Source organism: Furfurilactobacillus rossiae (genome assembly GCF_013394005.1).
Classification (GTDB): domain Bacteria; phylum Bacillota; class Bacilli; order Lactobacillales; family Lactobacillaceae; genus Furfurilactobacillus; species Furfurilactobacillus rossiae.
The window spans coordinates 2,149,993-2,165,646 of sequence record NZ_CP040586.1 but is presented as its reverse complement, the minus strand read 5'-3'; the positions used below and the strand labels follow the sequence as shown (position 1 = coordinate 2,165,646).

17 protein-coding genes are annotated in these 15,654 nt (G+C 44.6%); 11 read left to right on the top strand and 6 right to left on the bottom strand.

What is annotated here, in order from left to right:
• Positions 1 to 17 precede the first annotated feature (17 nt).
• From LROSL1_RS10515 to LROSL1_RS10500, 4 genes are all read left to right on the top strand, one after another.
• Complete coding sequence (locus LROSL1_RS10515; protein ID WP_017260979.1) at positions 18 to 473, top strand: MerR family transcriptional regulator; 456 nt, start codon at positions 18 to 20, stop codon at positions 471 to 473.
• 603 nt (positions 474 to 1,076) lie between these two features.
• Positions 1,077 to 2,969: a glycoside hydrolase family 2 gene (locus tag LROSL1_RS10510; protein WP_017260980.1), complete on the top strand. Its 1,893-nt coding sequence runs from the start codon at positions 1,077 to 1,079 to the stop codon at positions 2,967 to 2,969.
• The gene (locus LROSL1_RS10505) at positions 2,950 to 3,924 is read left to right on the top strand and encodes a beta-galactosidase small subunit (protein WP_178914521.1); all 975 of its coding nucleotides are present in this window, start codon (positions 2,950 to 2,952) and stop codon (positions 3,922 to 3,924) included. The genes LROSL1_RS10510 and LROSL1_RS10505 overlap by 20 nt, the downstream gene beginning before the upstream one ends.
• Positions 3,925 to 4,063: 139 nt before the next feature.
• A complete protein-coding gene (locus LROSL1_RS10500) occupies positions 4,064 to 4,960 on the top strand; it encodes a cation diffusion facilitator family transporter (protein WP_178914520.1) in 897 nt (298 codons plus the stop codon).
• Positions 4,961 to 5,036: 76 nt separating this feature from the next.
• Here the strand turns inward: LROSL1_RS10500 and LROSL1_RS10495 are convergent, their stop codons facing one another.
• Positions 5,037 to 5,381 (bottom strand): hypothetical protein, encoded by a 345-nt coding sequence (locus tag LROSL1_RS10495; protein WP_017260983.1) that lies wholly within the window; start codon positions 5,379 to 5,381, stop codon positions 5,037 to 5,039.
• A 305-nt stretch (positions 5,382 to 5,686) separates the two neighbouring features.
• Here LROSL1_RS10495 and LROSL1_RS10490 point away from each other — a divergent pair, with 305 nt between their 5' ends.
• The 3 genes from LROSL1_RS10490 to LROSL1_RS10480 all read left to right on the top strand — a co-directional run bounded on the left by LROSL1_RS10490 (position 5,687) and on the right by LROSL1_RS10480 (position 7,306).
• The gene (locus tag LROSL1_RS10490) at positions 5,687 to 5,890 is read left to right on the top strand and encodes a cold-shock protein (protein WP_017260984.1); all 204 of its coding nucleotides are present in this window, start codon (positions 5,687 to 5,689) and stop codon (positions 5,888 to 5,890) included.
• Positions 5,891 to 6,038: 148 nt separating this feature from the next.
• Positions 6,039 to 6,794, top strand: a complete 756-nt coding sequence (locus LROSL1_RS10485) for a threonine/serine exporter family protein (RefSeq protein WP_178914519.1) — start codon at positions 6,039 to 6,041, stop codon at positions 6,792 to 6,794.
• A gap of 44 nt (positions 6,795 to 6,838) precedes the next feature.
• Positions 6,839 to 7,306 carry a threonine/serine exporter family protein gene (locus tag LROSL1_RS10480; RefSeq protein WP_017260986.1) on the top strand — a complete coding sequence of 156 codons (468 nt, stop codon included), beginning with the start codon at positions 6,839 to 6,841 and terminating at the stop codon, positions 7,304 to 7,306.
• Between the two features lie 69 nt (positions 7,307 to 7,375).
• Here LROSL1_RS10480 and LROSL1_RS10475 read toward each other — a convergent pair whose 3' ends face one another.
• Genes LROSL1_RS10475 through LROSL1_RS10465 form a run of 3 tightly spaced genes read right to left on the bottom strand, consistent with a single transcriptional unit; the run spans position 7,376 to position 9,961 of the window.
• Positions 7,376 to 8,716, bottom strand: a complete 1,341-nt coding sequence (locus tag LROSL1_RS10475; protein WP_017260987.1) for an LCP family protein — start codon at positions 8,714 to 8,716, stop codon at positions 7,376 to 7,378.
• Positions 8,717 to 8,729: 13 nt separating this feature from the next.
• The gene (locus LROSL1_RS10470; protein ID WP_178914518.1) at positions 8,730 to 9,119 is read right to left on the bottom strand and encodes a DUF1634 domain-containing protein; all 390 of its coding nucleotides are present in this window, start codon (positions 9,117 to 9,119) and stop codon (positions 8,730 to 8,732) included.
• Entirely contained in the window at positions 9,119 to 9,961 is an 843-nt protein-coding gene (locus LROSL1_RS10465; protein WP_178914517.1) for a sulfite exporter TauE/SafE family protein, read from the bottom strand. Before LROSL1_RS10465 ends, LROSL1_RS10470 begins: the two co-directional genes overlap by 1 nt.
• A gap of 272 nt (positions 9,962 to 10,233) precedes the next feature.
• Between LROSL1_RS10465 and LROSL1_RS10460 the strand changes: the two genes are divergently transcribed.
• Positions 10,234 to 10,905 (top strand): phosphatase PAP2 family protein, encoded by a 672-nt coding sequence (locus LROSL1_RS10460; protein WP_178914516.1) that lies wholly within the window; start codon positions 10,234 to 10,236, stop codon positions 10,903 to 10,905.
• A 140-nt stretch (positions 10,906 to 11,045) separates the two neighbouring features.
• Here LROSL1_RS10460 and rpiA read toward each other — a convergent pair whose 3' ends face one another.
• Positions 11,046 to 11,726: a ribose-5-phosphate isomerase RpiA gene (rpiA, locus tag LROSL1_RS10455; protein WP_026017055.1), complete on the bottom strand. Its 681-nt coding sequence runs from the start codon at positions 11,724 to 11,726 to the stop codon at positions 11,046 to 11,048.
• A gap of 21 nt (positions 11,727 to 11,747) precedes the next feature.
• Positions 11,748 to 12,020, bottom strand: coding sequence for an N-acetyltransferase (locus LROSL1_RS10450; protein WP_017260992.1), 273 nt, complete (start codon positions 12,018 to 12,020; stop codon positions 11,748 to 11,750).
• 196 nt (positions 12,021 to 12,216) lie between these two features.
• Here LROSL1_RS10450 and LROSL1_RS10445 point away from each other — a divergent pair, with 196 nt between their 5' ends.
• The 3 genes from LROSL1_RS10445 to LROSL1_RS10435 all read left to right on the top strand — a co-directional run bounded on the left by LROSL1_RS10445 (position 12,217) and on the right by LROSL1_RS10435 (position 15,651).
• Positions 12,217 to 12,759, top strand: a complete 543-nt coding sequence (locus LROSL1_RS10445) for a dCTP deaminase/dUTPase family protein (protein WP_178914515.1) — start codon at positions 12,217 to 12,219, stop codon at positions 12,757 to 12,759.
• A 165-nt stretch (positions 12,760 to 12,924) separates the two neighbouring features.
• A complete protein-coding gene (radA, locus tag LROSL1_RS10440; protein ID WP_161004571.1) occupies positions 12,925 to 14,292 on the top strand; it encodes a DNA repair protein RadA in 1,368 nt (455 codons plus the stop codon).
• Between the two features lie 54 nt (positions 14,293 to 14,346).
• On the top strand, positions 14,347 to 15,651 hold the full coding sequence (locus tag LROSL1_RS10435) for a PIN/TRAM domain-containing protein (protein WP_178914514.1): 1,305 nt from the start codon (positions 14,347 to 14,349) through the stop codon (positions 15,649 to 15,651).
• The last annotated feature ends 3 nt before the right edge of the window (positions 15,652 to 15,654 follow it).

Genomic DNA, 15,654 nt, shown 5'->3' with positions numbered 1-15,654 from the left:
ATAAGAGGTTTAATTATATGGAAAGAACACCCCAAACTGAGGGTTCACCTGAATGGCTGAGAAGCATTATTAATAGTGATGATATATTGATTGGTATCGGTGACCTCTCGCGCGCGACAGATGTTTCAACCGCTCAGCTACGTTACTGGACGGATAAAGGCTATATTCACGTTGTTAATCAGGATGAAGGAAATCGTAAATATACGTACGATACTGCGTTTAAGGTTCGTGCAATCAAGGCGTATATGGATGAGGGCTTTACGTTGGTCGCCGCCACCAAACGGATGCAAAAGCACCGGGAAGTTATTCATTTGTTAAAAGATGTCATGATGAATCGGCTGGAAGGCGTCGGTACGGATGAAGACGGCAGCCAAATCGTCAGCTTAGGTTTGTTTGATCCAGACCCACAATATGAACTTGTGGCCCGTTTGCGAGATGGCAAGACCCGGTTCGAACTCCAGAAAAAAGCTTGAATCTAGGGGACTTTGCTTGTTGCAGGCTCCTAGTCATGCTAAGCTTGGTTTGTGGTGAGGTGAATGGTTGATTACCCAAAAATCCCTAAGAAGTGACCGATCTTTACGGCTGGGCCACTGCTTCATGTTGTGAGTGTTTTTTGGAAAACTTTTTTGATTAAAAAGGTTCGCTAAACTGCGCATTATGCGCTCGAGAATCATCCTTTCGGGATGGTTAGTGATCGTATTTAAAACAATGTGTTTCATGAAAATCAACCCAAGTTTTTCATGGTGTAATCAACTGCTCATCACGGGCACTCCAGTTTAGGGGATCTGGAGTGCTTTTTTTATTTGGAGTGATTACAAAGCCCGCGACAAGTCGAGCTATAACATAAACGACGAGTGTGAAGGTGAATTTTCCTTTGCACTCGTCGTTTTAGGTTTATGCACAGACTTCTAGGCGTCAGTGGCACGTTTTGACTACATAGCCTAAAAAAGTTCGTGGACTGAGAACGCGTTTGTGACAAGGTGGTATGGGTGAATAAAACAGCACGGATTTCCCCCGTTTCAATAAATGCGGTAAAATAAACATTATTATGAAAACGCTATCACAGGAGGATGAACATGCAGGCAGACATTAAATGGTTGGATGATCCACAAGTTTTTCGTGTCGGACAATTACCCGCCCACAGTGATCACTATTGGTATCGTGATGCCGATGAGGCGCGTTCAAAGAGCAGTAGTTTTGCACAAAGCTTGGATGGTCAGTGGCAGTTTAAGTTCGCAGACCGTCCGCAACATCGACCGATTGGCTTTTATGAACCCAACTACGATACCAGTGATTTTGGGACGATTCATGTGCCGGGACATATTGAATTGAGCAATTATGCGCAGATTCAGTACATCAATACCTTGTATCCATGGGAAGGTAAAATTTATCGTCGACCAGCTTACACAATGGGATCTGATCAGACAGGCGAAGGTATGTTTAGCGAGGCACCAGACAACTCTGTCGGCGCATACATTAGGCATTTTCGTTTGGCTCCCGGCCTGAGAAATCAACGGGTGATCGTTCAGTTTGATGGCGTCGAAGAAGCCATGTATGTTTGGCTGAACGGTCATTTTCTTGGTTATGCTGAAGATAGCTTCTCGCGTTCAGAGTTTGATTTAACTGACGCCTTGGTTGACGGTGAAAATGTGCTTGCGGTGGAAGTGTTCAAACGGAGTACGGCATCGTTTTTAGAAGACCAGGATATGTTCCGCTTTTCTGGTATTTTTCGCAGTGTTAGGCTAGTCGGATTGCCGACTGTTCACGTTGCCGATATGCACATTCGACCAGTGGTTAATGAGGACTTAGACAGTGGCGAACTTAATGTGACCTTGAAACTGACTGGGGACCTGGAAAGCAAAGCGCGAGTTCATTTAACGGTGTTCGATAAAGCCGACAAACTCATTGTGGATGAAAAACGGCCCGTAGCTAAACAAATTAGTTTTGGTCACCTGCCGTTTGAGAACGTCATGTTGTGGACGCATCATAATCCAGATTTGTATCATTTAACCGTGACAATTACAGATGCGGATGCCGACCCAATTGAAGTGGTTCCTTATGATATCGGTTTTCGAAGGCTGGAGTTGCGCAACCAAGTTATCTATCTGAATGGCAAACGACTGATTATTAATGGTGTCAACCGCCATGAATGGGATGCCGCTACTGGCCGAACCGTTTCAATGGCTGACATGAAGGCAGATTTACAAACATTTGCTGAAAACCATATCAACGCTGTCCGTACTTGTCATTATCCGGATCAAATTCCCTGGTACTACATGTGTGATCAGGCCGGCGTGTACATGATGGCCGAAAATAATTTGGAAACTCACGGAACATGGCAAAAGATGGGGGCCGTCGAACCTTCCGACAATGTGCCCGGCTCGTTGCCACAATGGCGCGAAGCCGTTTTAGATCGGGCACGTAGCAATTATGAAACGTTTAAAAATCATCCTGCTATCTTATTCTGGTCGCTTGGTAATGAATCGTACGCCGGCGACGATATTGAAGCGATGAACACTTATTACAAGACGATGGATTCGTCGCGGTTGACGCATTATGAAGGGGTTGTCCGCAATCGTAAATATGAAACTAGTATTTCTGATGTGGAGAGTCGAATGTACGCTTCGCCAGCTGAGATTCGCACGTATTTAAGTAATCAGCCAATGAAGCCATTTTTAGATTGTGAGTATATGCATGACATGGGCAATTCACTGGGTGGTTTGGGCGAATACATGGCATTACTAGATGATTTTCCGTCCTATCAAGGCGGTTTTATTTGGGACTTTATCGATCAGGCACTGTGGGTCACGGATGAAGTTACCGGCCGCCAGGTATTGCGTTACGGTGGCGATTTTGATGATCGTCATACGGATGGTGAATTTTCTGGGGACGGATTAATGTTCGCAAATAGACAGGCAAAGCCAGCAATGCAGGAGGTGCGCTATTACTATGGCCAATACGACAACTAAGCTTCACGTGATTTTTGGAGATGGCACGCTAGGTGTGGCAACGGATGATGTCCATTATTTGTTTAGTTATGAAAAGGGTGGCTTGGAATCAATCGTCAGTCACGGCAAGGAGTGGTTATATCGGCCAATTCGGCCCATTTTTTGGCGGGCAACAACTGATAATGACCGGGGCAATCATTTCTCAGAAGAATCCGCAATGTGGTTAGGTGCGGATTGCTTCACACGATGTCAGGCCATTGATGTGCAAGTCGATGGTGAGGACTTGGGGCTACCAATTGCACCGCAAAACAATCAATTTTCAAACGATGAAATGGCCGACCGGGTTGACATTACATTTGATTTTCAAACAGCCACAACGCCAGCAACAAAGGTGACAATGCATTATCAAATCGTTGCCAATGGTAAGGTGACACTCACGAGCCATCTGCGGGGGAACGAGGCGCTTCCTGAGCTGCCCGCGTTCGGCGTTCAATTGATCATGCCGACTGTCGCTACTGGATTTGAATATGACGGTTTGTCCGGCGAAACTTACCCGGACCGCATGGCTGGTGGCAGTCGGGGACAGTATTATGTGGCCGGTTTACCAGTGACACCGTACTTAGTGCCTCAGGAAATGGGCATGCATATGCAAACACGATGGTTAACCGTGACCCGTCAACGAACATTGAACAATGCCGATGTTGATGCACAGCCATTTTCACTCAGCGTGGAGATGAATGATCAGCCGTTTGCGTTCAGTTGTTTACCATACACTGCAATGGAGATTGAGGCCGCAACGCACATCGAAGAGCTGCCATTAGCAAGACGAACCGTTTTGTCGGTTTATGGAGCGGTTCGTGGCGTTGGCGGTATTGATAGTTGGGGAGCGGATGTTCAGCCACCATATCGTTTGTTTGCTGACGTGGATCGGACGTTTACGGTACAAATTCACCCTGGAAATCACGTGACAGATTAGCGACTGGCGTCTAGGTTAAGGGCAGGTAGCCCTTCTATCCTTGATGTGCGATAATATGACTAAATGTTTTTCAGTTAACAAGACGGTTTAAATGAGCAAACAGCGACCACTAGAATGCGAAAGAAACGGGGATGAGTAAATGGATCATCAAGAAGAACAAATGACCGGCATGCGATTTTTATTTGTGACAGTGCTAAATTTACTCATTACCGCGGCAGAAATTGTTGGGGGACTGTTATCAGGTTCACTGGCCTTATTGTCAGACGCGTTTCATAACCTCGGGGATTCACTATCAATCGTATTGGGGTACGTTGCTCAACGAATTAGCGGCAAACCACAAAACCGGCAGCGGACTTTTGGATACAGACGTGCGGAAATTTTGGCGGCGTTCGTTAACGGACTTTTTCTGATTGGTGTTTCAATTGTTTTAATGGTTGAAGCCGCACGGCGTTTTGCCAAGCCAGAACCAATTAATGGCGATATTATGTTGATCGTCGCTGTTATCGGGTTGGCCGCTAATTTATTGTCAGCGGTGCTGATGCACCATGGTTCAAAGGATAGTTTGAATATTAAGGCGACATATTTGCATGTTCTTGCAGATGCATTGTCGTCTGTTGCCGTTATCATCGGTGGAATCTTAATTGTGCTCTTTGATATTACGTGGGTTGACCCGCTATTAACGTTATTGGTGTCGTTTTACATTATTTATGAAACCTGGCCGGTGATTCACGAAACAGTTCAAATTTTGATGCAGACTGCACCAAAATTAGATTATGATCAAATCGCTGCAGATATTGTTGAAATTCCAGGAGTGCTACGGGTTCACCATATTCACGCGTGGCTCATTGATGAAAATAAGATCGTCTTTTCAGCACATGTCAATATGAAGGATGTCAAACTGAGTGAGGTGGAAAAGACCGTTGCCCAGATTTCCAGTATGTTGACCGAGCGGTATCACATTTGTCACGTAACCATTCAGCCTGAAGTCCACCACGGTGAGACTGACGCGCTGTTTGTTGACAAGGATAAAGTGTAAATAAATTTAGATACAACAATGGCTCATTTCACTATGTCTTGTAGTGAAATGAGCCATTGTCTGTTAAGTATGCGGGTTATGATTTAGATAATGCTGCAAAGTGTTGATCATACCATGTTGACCAGTCAGTTTCCGGATTACCGGTGGAATGGAACTTGACACCGATTTCATCAAGTAGACGAATATAATCGTTCTTGCTGAATTGAATACTGGTATCGCGTTCACGTTCCGGTGTAAAAGAACGATTTGTTGCTAATTCACGGTTGATGTCTTGAATATACCCGTGTTGTTGGTCGTACTGTGTAATCAATTCCAAGTTGTTCCGCCGCCAAAGCGTGATGTAAAAGTTGGCGAAATCGGTTAGGGCCGTTGTTTGTGCGGATTCATCGAGTTCGTCAACAGGGACTAAGTTTTCTGCCATGTTGAGAGCCTCCATATGTTTGTTCACTAACTATTCTAGCACTTTTGGTGAAAAGCCGATGCTGAGAGGGCTGGGGACAGGGGATAGCGTGACTTTTTGCAAAAAAGTTGTCTGTTATTTTGTGTTTCTGTTTATAAAATATGGTAAAGAAAGCAGTCTATATGATACAATGACTACTGTACTTTGGTAAGGGAATGATGGTCAGGTCGGTTCATGTTTTGGTGTTACCAGTCCCCATTTGCACCAGTTCCAATTTACATAAAACACTTAGACTGCGTGCAAACGCAACAGGAGGACTCATTAACATGTCAGAACAAGGTACTGTTAAATGGTTTAACGCCGACAAAGGCTTTGGTTTCATTACTCGCGAAAGTGGTGACGATGTATTCGTTCACTTCTCAGCTATCCAAGGTGACGGCTTCAAGACGCTTGAAGAAGGCCAATCTGTTAGCTTCGACGTTGAAGAAAGCGACCGTGGCCCACAAGCTGCTAACGTTGTTAAAAACTAATTAATAATTCAAATAATGGTGTTAACTCCTAGGGTTAACGCTTTGATGTGAATGAAAAACGACATCTGTATCTCTTACGAGATGCGGCTGTCGTTTTTTTGTATGATATGTTTTAAGGTTCTAAAATTTGTTAAGGAAGTGATCATGGGTGGACGAAGCACAATTAGTTATGGATACAGCGTTGTTGGCTGGCCAAATATTGCTAGCAAACGGGTCTGAAATTGCACGTGTTGAAGATACAATGCAGCGAATTGCGGACAACGCTGGTTATCGGTATGCAAACATCTTTGTGTTGCTGACCGGCATAACCATGTCCTTACCAGACGGTGAGTCAACACAGGTGCGACCGATTCACAGCCGAACGATCGACCTTGAAAAAGTGGCCCAGGTTAACACGTTGTCACGTCAGTTTGCCAGCGACGAAATTGATTTACCCACATTTTATCAACAATTACGCCAAATTGAAGTCGCCGTGCCCACATTTCCGTTTTGGTTACAGGAATTGGCCGCAATCGTTGTCAGTATGACACTCATGGTGGCCTTCACTGGTATTGATGCGCCTGTTAAATTACTGTTTGCAATGTTGGCTGGTGGGGGCGGGTATGCTGTTTTCTACTATGTGAATCATGAATTGCGTGTCCGCTTCTTGAGCGAATTTCTGGCTTCACTGGTAATTGGCTTCGTGGCCTATGTGGGCATTCGTTGGCTTGGCTTTACGCATGCTGCTGGCGATGCGGTCATTATCGGTGCATTGATGCCGTTAGTCCCTGGTGTGCCTATTATGAACGCGTTTCGTGACACGATGTCGGGTAATTATTTAAGTGGTCCAGCCCGGGCAGTTGAGGCCGTCTTATCAGTATGTGCGATTGGTCTAGGTATCGCGATTATGGTAAGTCTGTGGTGAAAAATGCAAGCAACGTAACACTTTCCAATTAGGAGATTCTGTTAATGATACATATCATAATTGAAGGGATTCTCGCCTATGCCGCGACAGTCGGTTTTGGCATTATTCTGAATATTCCTCGTCATGCTCTAAATGTTGCCGGCTGGATTGGTGCGGCGGGATGGGCAGTGTATGAACTAATTGTTTTAAGATCTGGCGCGCAGATTCCGTTAGCACAAATGGCAATTGGCATGCTGACGGCTGGTTTACTAATCGGCGTTTTAAGTAACTGGGCGGCTCGCGTCAAACACATGCCAGTAATTTTATTTAATATTCCTAGTTTGGTGCCATTGGTGCCTGGTGGGCAGGCCTATCAAGTTATTCGTAACCTTGTTACCGGTCATGGCACCATTGCGTTAGATTACTTAGGTCAGGTTATTGCGATCGCAGGGATGATAGCGCTGGGGTTCTTACTGTCTGAATTACTTGTTCGAATAACGTATCGATTACGGCACACTTTAAAAACAAAATAAAAGAAGTTAATCAGGCTAATGCACTTAAAGTGCCGAGCCTGATTAACTCCTTTTTAGTTGCATTAAATTCTAGTAGCCATAACCGGTGTAACCGCCAGTTTGATCGGCATCAGAGCCTGTCGCATTGGCACCCGTTGTTTGACTAGTGGAGTCCGTATTATCAGCACCATAGTTAGGATCGAGATCAGCAGCACTGGAGTCACTACTGTATGCCTTACTGTATTCGGAAGCGGTATTGGTATCGGCGCCCCAAGTTGACTTCGTATCGGCTGTTTCGCCATAGCCAATTGGTGGTTCGTAGACACTGAGCGCTTCTGGTACCGTGTTGGCAAAACGTTTACCGGTGGTTGCTTTGGACAGACCAAGTTGTTTGCGCAACTTGTTGGTAACACGCTGTTTTTCAGTCGTTGGCAAAACTTCGAAGCTTTGACCAGCAATCTCGTCACTGGCACCTTGAACGTGGTCAGAAACAATGTGCTTGGTTGCGGCCCGGTAAGTGTTAGCTAGAGTTAACATGTCACCGAATGTGAAATCAGTGCGTGACTGGCTGGCAATGGAATCCAGAAAATCTTGATTTAACAGGTTGGTCAAGTTACTACTCTTTTTTAAGAGGGCAGTGATGACGATTCGTTGACGAAGGGTACGACCATAGTCACTCTCAGGGTCTTGATAACGCATCCGCGTGAATTTCAACGCTTGTGCACCGTTAACATGCATCTTTTTACCCTTTGTAAAGTGTTGATTCTCATACGTGAAGGTCAAAGGTGGCACAATGTCGATACCGCCGACTTTATTGATAACTTTTTCCAGGCCACCCATGTTTAACAGGGCGTAGTAGTCAATTGGCACATTAAACATACGGGAAGTCGTTGAGATAGCCGCCTTTGTTTGACCAAAGTAGTAGGCAGCGTTTATCTTTGTTGGAAATTCCTCTTCGTGTCCGGTGATGGAAACCAGTGAGTCACGAGGGATGCTGACCATGGTTGTTGTCTTCGTCTTAGGGTTGACTGTAACCAGCATCATCGAGTCCGTCCGTCCGCCAGCCCAAGTCTTTGAGTCACGGCCGAGGGCACCAACGTCAGTACCCATCAACAGAATGGAAATTGGCTTACCTTGCTTGATTAACTTACTAACGTTTCGCGCTTTTGCGCCACTGACAGAATCAAACATTTCATTACTGGTATGTTTGATATTACTGTACATCTTGTAACCGAAACCACCGCCGATAATTAAGATAATACCAATAATGGCAAAAAAAGTGTTTCGGATCGGGTGTTTGTGCGGTCGCTGTGGACGTTTGGGACCACTGCTTATTGCGCCATCACCAGCAGGTGCGTCATTAGTAAAGTGATTGCCCTGAGTGCGGCGATCCGCTCGACTCATTCGCGAATCGTTATTATTGTTATCCATGTAAGCCTCCGAGTTAGCTGTGTCCGATAAATAAAGCGAATAACAGAATCACGAGCACGGCAGAGGTAATCCAAACGTACAGGGAATCTTTTTCCACGTAAAACGCGTAAATTGAAACAACAACACGTAATACAGGGGTCAGTATCAGACAGAATAATCCGAGCATCATGACAGAACCAGATTTAAATGACAATAATCCGGTGGCAATTGCAGTGATCGTCACGGCACCGTGACTGGGTAAACCAGTCGAGCCCTGAATTCCATAAGCAATAAAACCAATTAGCATGATAACTGCAGAAATAATAACTCCTATTCTAAGGATTTGACCAATCATAATCTCAACTTGGGCCATTTCTTTAGAAATCTTTTCCTCTTCTGCGTTTTTTGTGTCTTTATTGTCCATTAAATGTTCACCCCGAATCCTTTAAGAAACATTTGGAGACCAATGTAGAAGATAATCGGAACGAAAATGATGCGAATCCATCGTGATGGCAAAATCTGCATGATTCGTGATCCCATTGTTGCGCCAACCAAGATACCTAGCGCCAGTGGAACGGCGATTAGGGGTTGAATAGAGCCGTTGAAGAAATATACGGTGGCTGAAGCTGCCGCGGTAACACCCATCATAAGGTTACTCGTAGAAGTAGACGGCTTGAGCGGCATCTTCATGAAGGTGTCCAAGGCCATCACCTTAAAGGCACCTGATCCAATACCCAGCAAACCGCTGGCAATCCCGGCGCCAAACATCACAGTGGCCCCAGCAGGCACATGCTCAACTTGGTAATCTACCGTTTTGTCAGCCGCTTTATCATAATAACTACTGTTTAATTCGAGTTTTTCGGCGATTGGATCCGGGTGCACACGCTGAAGAATCTCACTGCCAGCCCGCAGTTTACGAATCATGTTGTAGCCGGAGTAAATTAATAACAATCCAAAAATTAAGTACAAGACAACAGGGCTCAAAATACCATTCAAGATGGCCCCGAGGATGGCACCAATAGTTGTAAAAATTTCCAAAAACATTGCCACTCGTAAGTTCAATACGTTATCACGTAAATAGGCAATGGTGGCGCCAGAACTGGTCGCGATAACGGCAATGATACTGGCACCAATCGCATACTTGATGTTAATCCCCATTGCCAATGTAAGTACAGGGGTGATGATAATACCACCACCGAGGCCAAGGATTGCACCGGCAATACCGGCAATTAAACCCACGGCCAACATAATAATTACTTGTGTCATGAAGGCTCTCCTTTGATTAGGTGCTACCTTTTGAGCACCCCTCTGTGCTATTACTTTAGCACGAAAGGATAACAAACGCCTTGTTATCATGTTCTGTAAGCGATGCCATTTAAAATTGTTTAATTTTGACTAAAAGTATTAAGAAAAGGTTAAGTGCTTAAGGGTGATTAAAACCATTAAGCAACTTATAAAAGAGCAATTTTTATGTGCTATACTTTGTCGATGGTTATTAATGACCGAATACATACCCTGAGTGACGGGTGGAGGTACACATGCTTATTGAAAAGGAACGTGGTCGCGGTGCAATTTTAGCTGTCACGACCGTCTTATTTTTATTCCTGGCGATTGCCGCAATGCGTCAGTCCCAAATTTTATCACTGATTGATTCTGAACTCATTTCGCACGTTCATCATGATAGTACAGCGCTAACTGGCGTTTTTAAACTCATTACTACGCTAGCAAGTCCAACGTTGGATTTACTATATATGATAATTATTGCCGGGTTACTTTGGGGATTTAAATACAAAATTCCTGCGTTGTGGGCAATAGGGTACGGCTTTGGTGGCAATGTTCTTGGTACCATTATCAAGAAAATTGTTGCGCGTCAACGTCCAGTAGGGCACATGGCTAGTGATGACGGCTACAGCTTCCCATCAGGGCACGTTTTGGGCACGTTCATGGTTGCCGCAATTTTATTTTTAGTTGTTTTGCCACTGATGCAAAACAACTTGCAAAGATTATTGATTCAAACGATCTTGTGCCTTTGGGTATTGCTAGTTATGTTTAGTCGAGTTTACTTGCAGGCACATTATGCAACCGATACGATTGGTGCTGTTCTGTTAGCGTATGCCTGGTTGCAGGGTGCTGAATACTTGTATGTTTGGTTGGCACCGAAGTTAAAACAAGTTAAATTTCTCAGTAATTCTCGAGGCGTTGAGGATTAACCAATTGATATAAGGTGAAGCGGGCATAACAAGGCCCAGCTTTCTTAGGCAAAACAAAAACGACGTTCATGGAAAAATCCATGAACGTCGTTTTTTTGCTTTTGTGTGATTAGAATGCTGTTTGACCGCTTGTTAGTAAACTAGCGAGCTTGAAGCACTTCAGGGCCGTCCGGGCGACCAACAATAACGGTGTTAACCGTATCCAAAAACAATCCTTGCTCAACCACACCAACCATTTGAATTAGCTCGTTAGCTAGTTCGTGAGGATGATCGATTTCACCAAGGTGAAGGTCAACAACATAGTTCTTGGAATCGGTTAAAACGTGCTGACCATCGCGCATCCGGACTTCTGGTTTGTAACCCTTGGCCGCCAATTTTTTAACAACTTGTGAAGAACCATAAGGAATGACTTCAAGCGGTAAGGGGAAGCTACCAAGCTGATGCGAAAGTTTACTTTCGTCAACAATCCACATATTTTTTGTGGAGTTAGTGGCCACGATCTTTTCCCAAAGGTGCGCAGCGCCACCACCCTTGATTCCCTGAAAGTCATCACTTATTTCGTCGGCACCGTCGATGGTTAGGTCAATGTGGTCAACGTCATCAATGCCCTTAACGGGGATACCAAGGGAACGGGCTTGTTCCCGAGTGCGGTCAGATGTTGGCACGCCAACAACGTTTAGACCTTCTTCTTTCACACGTTTGCCAAGTGCATCAACCATGTATTTTACGGTTGAACCAGTTCCTAAACCGACAACCATGCCGTCTTCGATAAAGTCGACGGCGCGTTGGCCAACTTGTTGCTTCAATTCGTCTTGTGTCATTGCCATGATGTAATTTACTCCTCAATGATGTTGGTATTTTTTAACAGCTGGATCCGTAGCAAAAATGTGGCGGGCAAATGGATCTAACGGGAGAAGGTCGACGTGGGCGGCGTCCGCTAATTCAATGACAGCATCGAATAGTGACCGTGCCACTAACCGCTTATTGGGACGGTCACTGACCCAAATATGTTCCATTAACCAAGTTTGATCATTCACGACTGGAAATGTGATTTCGGCCTGGAGCTGGTCTTGGTCGGTTAAAAAAAGACGTTGTCCTTCGCGTTGAAAATCCATTAGCGTTCCTTTCATTACGGTTGCTGTGTTCCCTTAATATCCTATCATAATTCAAGTGAGGGTGGGTCCAAACTAACTGTCAGTTTCGAATGCTATTAATGTGCACACGCTTCCATTATAATAGGTAACATGGTGCCAAGTTTTGAACATTTGTGTTCGGAAGCTTGGTCAAGTCGAAGAAAGCGAGTGATGAATAATGGCAAGAGACCGTGGTTTTGAAGTAGTTAAACGGTTGGTCGGCACGAAAGTAACGTTGCCGGAACGACAAACAAAATATGCGGCTGGTTACGACCTAGCAGCGTCAGAGGACTTTACGTTACCATCCATTTGGCGGCGTAACTTTTTGAAAGTACTGTGGCACTTGCGGCATAAGGAAACGGTAAGTGACCCATTAATGCAAGCCGCTGATAAAGAATTGAAGCCCTATTTAGTGCCCACTGGCGTGAAGGCTTATATGCGCTATAACGAAGTATTGATGTTGGTCAATCGCTCATCTGGACCGCTAAAACGCCGTCTTATTTTACCAAACGGGATTGGTGTCATTGATGCGGATTACTATTCAAACGATAGCAATGATGGCGAGATCTTTGTTCAGTTGGTTAATTACGGTCTACGTGATGTTCAAATTAAAAAGGGTGATCGCATCGCTCAAGGCATCTTTGTGAATTATCTGACCGTTGACAATGAAACAACACCAGATACAGAACGCGACGGTGGATTTGGTTCATCTGGCCAGTAAGCTAATAATCATTAACGTGGCCAGGCGAATAAATTAAGAAATTATCAAGTGCTGGGCAAACAATGACAGCTGAAAAAACGTATGTTAGACTGTGAACATCGTTTGGTTAATATTGGTCAAACATCACTGTGATTGACCAACGGCGAAGAGTAAAAGGAGCATAAGGTGGCAAAAACTAAAACACAATTTGTTTGTCAAAACTGTGGATATAATTCACCACGATATTTGGGTCGCTGCCCAAACTGTGGTGAATGGAATACATTGGTTGAAGAGAAAATCGCTGATGAAGTTCCCAATCGTAAGTCGCGGGTAAGTCTTGGCGGCGAAACAGCTAAGGCCGAATTAATCAAGGATGTTAGCCTTGAGGAGGTTCCTCGTGTCAAAACCAGTTTAAAGGAATTTAACCGTGTTCTTGGCGGTGGTGTGGTGCCTGGCTCACTAGTTTTGATTGGTGGTGATCCTGGCATTGGTAAATCAACGTTATTGACGCAGGTTTCTGGTCAGCTGGGCAGTAAGGGACGTGTCCTTTACGTGTCTGGTGAAGAAAGTGCCACCCAGATTAAGATGCGTGCTGATCGACTCGGTGTTGGCGGCGACGATTTTTATCTCTATCCAGAGACAGACATGAGTAATATTCGTGAACAAATCACAACATTAAATCCAGAATTTGTCATCATTGATTCGGTCCAAACCATGCAGGAACCAGATATTACCTCAGCAGTCGGATCAGTTTCTCAGATTCGTGAAGTGACGGCCGAGTTAATGCAAATTGCGAAAACAAATCGGATTACGATTTTTATCGTGGGCCATGTCACTAAGGGTGGCGCTATCGCGGGACCAAAGATTTTGGAACACATGGTGGATACCGTTCTGTACTTTGAAGGCGATTTGCATCACACGTACCGGATTCTGCGAGCTGTAAAAAATCGGTTTGGTTCAACTAATGAACTAGGAATTTTTGAGATGCGCGAAGACGGCTTGCGAGAGGTGGCTAACCCGTCTGAAATCTTCTTAGAAGAACGACTTACAGGTGCTACTGGTTCATCTATCGTGGTATCGATGGAAGGAACCAGGCCAATCTTGGTGGAAGTTCAGGCATTGGTTACACCCTCAGTTTTTGGGAATGCACAACGGACTGCTCAGGGATTGGATCGTAATCGGGTATCGCTAATTATGGCTGTTTTGGAAAAACGGGCTAACTTGATGTTGCAAAATCAAGACGCTTATTTAAAAGCGGCTGGTGGTGTGAAGCTCGATGAGCCGGCCATTGACCTGGCAATTGCTGTGGCGATCGCGTCAAGTTATCGTGATAAGGAGACAAATCCAAGTGATAGTTTCGTAGGTGAAGTTGGCCTGACCGGTGAAATTCGGCGTGTTAACCGGATTGAACAGCGGGTTGCTGAGGCACAGAAGCTGGGGTTCAAACGAATTTATATACCAAAGAATAATCTTCAGGGATGGACACCGCCAACTGATATTGAAGTGATTGGTGTGACAACGATCAGTCAAGCACTAAAACTAGCCTTGGCTTAACATTACAAGAACTCTTATGGATTTAATAACGACATTGAAAGGAGGTGAAGATAGATGAAAATGACGAAAAGACTCGTGATTCAATTGTTATTTGTGATTGGTGGTGTCGGCTTAGGCTTCAGATTTTTCCCAGTTCTGTGGGAAGTCACTGGTCTTGCCCAAAATCACATTATCAATAACTTTTTGACCAACGCCGTACTTGGTGCAATTATTCTGTATTTTCTTTCGTTCTTGTTGGTCGGGTACCTTGAAAAACTTGTTAATCGCTTAGAAAAGTATCTGGCTAAGCAAAGTCCGATTTACATTCTGTTTGGTAGTTTAGGCATTATCGTCGGCTTGGTATTTGCCATCCTGATTTCGACGGTGTTCTTCCGGACCAGCTGGTTTGTCACCAACACCTTGATTCCGGTTGTCTTAATGCTGTTAATGGGCTACCTCGGTTTTCGAATTGGGACTACACGAACGGATGAATGGCGGCGATTATTCGCACTCGGTTTTCGTCGTAATAAACGCACATCGGATACTGGTGAAATTTTGGACGAAAGTGAACCCAATTTCCACCACTATAAAATTTTGGACACCAACATCCTGATTGATGGCCGGATTTACGACATCATTAAGACCGGATTCCTTGAAGGCACGTTACTAGTCCCGAACTTTGTACTGCATGAATTGCAATACATTGCTGATTCTAGTGACAGCATCAAGCGTGTGCGTGGACGTCGAGGCTTGGACATTTTGAATAAATTGCAAAGTGAAAAACTCATGCCGATTGAAATGTACGAAGGTGACTTTGAAGATATTCCTGAAGTGGACGATAAGCTGATTGAACTGGCTAAGCAGTTACAGGCAGTTGTTGTTACCAATGACTACAACCTAAATAAGGTCAGTCAGTTCCAAAATGTTCAGATTATGAATATTAATGCCTTAGCTAAGTCGCTTAAGCCACGGGTAATTCCGGGTGAACTGCTAAACGTTATGGTGGTTAAAAATGGGACTGAGCGCCAACAAGGGGTTGCGTATCTGGATGACGGCACGATGGTCGTTGTCGAAGATGGACGTTACTTTATTAACGACCACATTGATGTGACTGTAACGAGTGCCTTGCAAACAGATGCTGGTCGAATGATTTTTGCAAAACCAACGCATTCGACGCGTGGTATTAGTGATAAAGCGACAAGTGGCAATAATCAGGCAACCAGCGAGAGCAGTTCTACACAATCGCAGACTGCCGCAAGTAATTCTGCAAAAGCTCCGGCAAGTTCCAGTGCTGTTGACAACACCGTTGATCGGACGGTTCGCGACACTAAGACACCTGCCAAAAAGAATCATAGAACAGCTAAGAAACGGAAAAACTAGGTA

Bases quoted from the DNA above. Each gene is read 5' to 3' on its own strand.
- LROSL1_RS10515 (WP_017260979.1), top strand. From the start codon at position 18: ATGGAAAGAACACCCCAAACTGAGGGTTCACCTGAATGGCTGAGAAGC.
- LROSL1_RS10510 (WP_017260980.1), top strand. From the start codon at position 1,077: ATGCAGGCAGACATTAAATGGTTGGATGATCCACAAGTTTTTCGTGTC.
- LROSL1_RS10505 (WP_178914521.1), top strand. From the start codon at position 2,950: ATGGCCAATACGACAACTAAGCTTCACGTGATTTTTGGAGATGGCACG.
- LROSL1_RS10500 (WP_178914520.1), top strand. From the start codon at position 4,064: ATGGATCATCAAGAAGAACAAATGACCGGCATGCGATTTTTATTTGTG.
- LROSL1_RS10495 (WP_017260983.1), bottom strand. From the start codon at position 5,381: ATGGCAGAAAACTTAGTCCCTGTTGACGAACTCGATGAATCCGCACAA.
- LROSL1_RS10490 (WP_017260984.1), top strand. From the start codon at position 5,687: ATGTCAGAACAAGGTACTGTTAAATGGTTTAACGCCGACAAAGGCTTT.
- LROSL1_RS10480 (WP_017260986.1), top strand. From the start codon at position 6,839: ATGATACATATCATAATTGAAGGGATTCTCGCCTATGCCGCGACAGTC.
- LROSL1_RS10475 (WP_017260987.1), bottom strand. From the start codon at position 8,716: ATGGATAACAATAATAACGATTCGCGAATGAGTCGAGCGGATCGCCGC.
- LROSL1_RS10470 (WP_178914518.1), bottom strand. From the start codon at position 9,119: ATGGACAATAAAGACACAAAAAACGCAGAAGAGGAAAAGATTTCTAAA.
- LROSL1_RS10465 (WP_178914517.1), bottom strand. From the start codon at position 9,961: ATGACACAAGTAATTATTATGTTGGCCGTGGGTTTAATTGCCGGTATT.
- LROSL1_RS10460 (WP_178914516.1), top strand. From the start codon at position 10,234: ATGCTTATTGAAAAGGAACGTGGTCGCGGTGCAATTTTAGCTGTCACG.
- rpiA (WP_026017055.1), bottom strand. From the start codon at position 11,726: ATGACACAAGACGAATTGAAGCAACAAGTTGGCCAACGCGCCGTCGAC.
- LROSL1_RS10450 (WP_017260992.1), bottom strand. From the start codon at position 12,020: ATGGATTTTCAACGCGAAGGACAACGTCTTTTTTTAACCGACCAAGAC.
- LROSL1_RS10445 (WP_178914515.1), top strand. From the start codon at position 12,217: ATGGCAAGAGACCGTGGTTTTGAAGTAGTTAAACGGTTGGTCGGCACG.
- LROSL1_RS10435 (WP_178914514.1), top strand. From the start codon at position 14,347: ATGAAAATGACGAAAAGACTCGTGATTCAATTGTTATTTGTGATTGGT.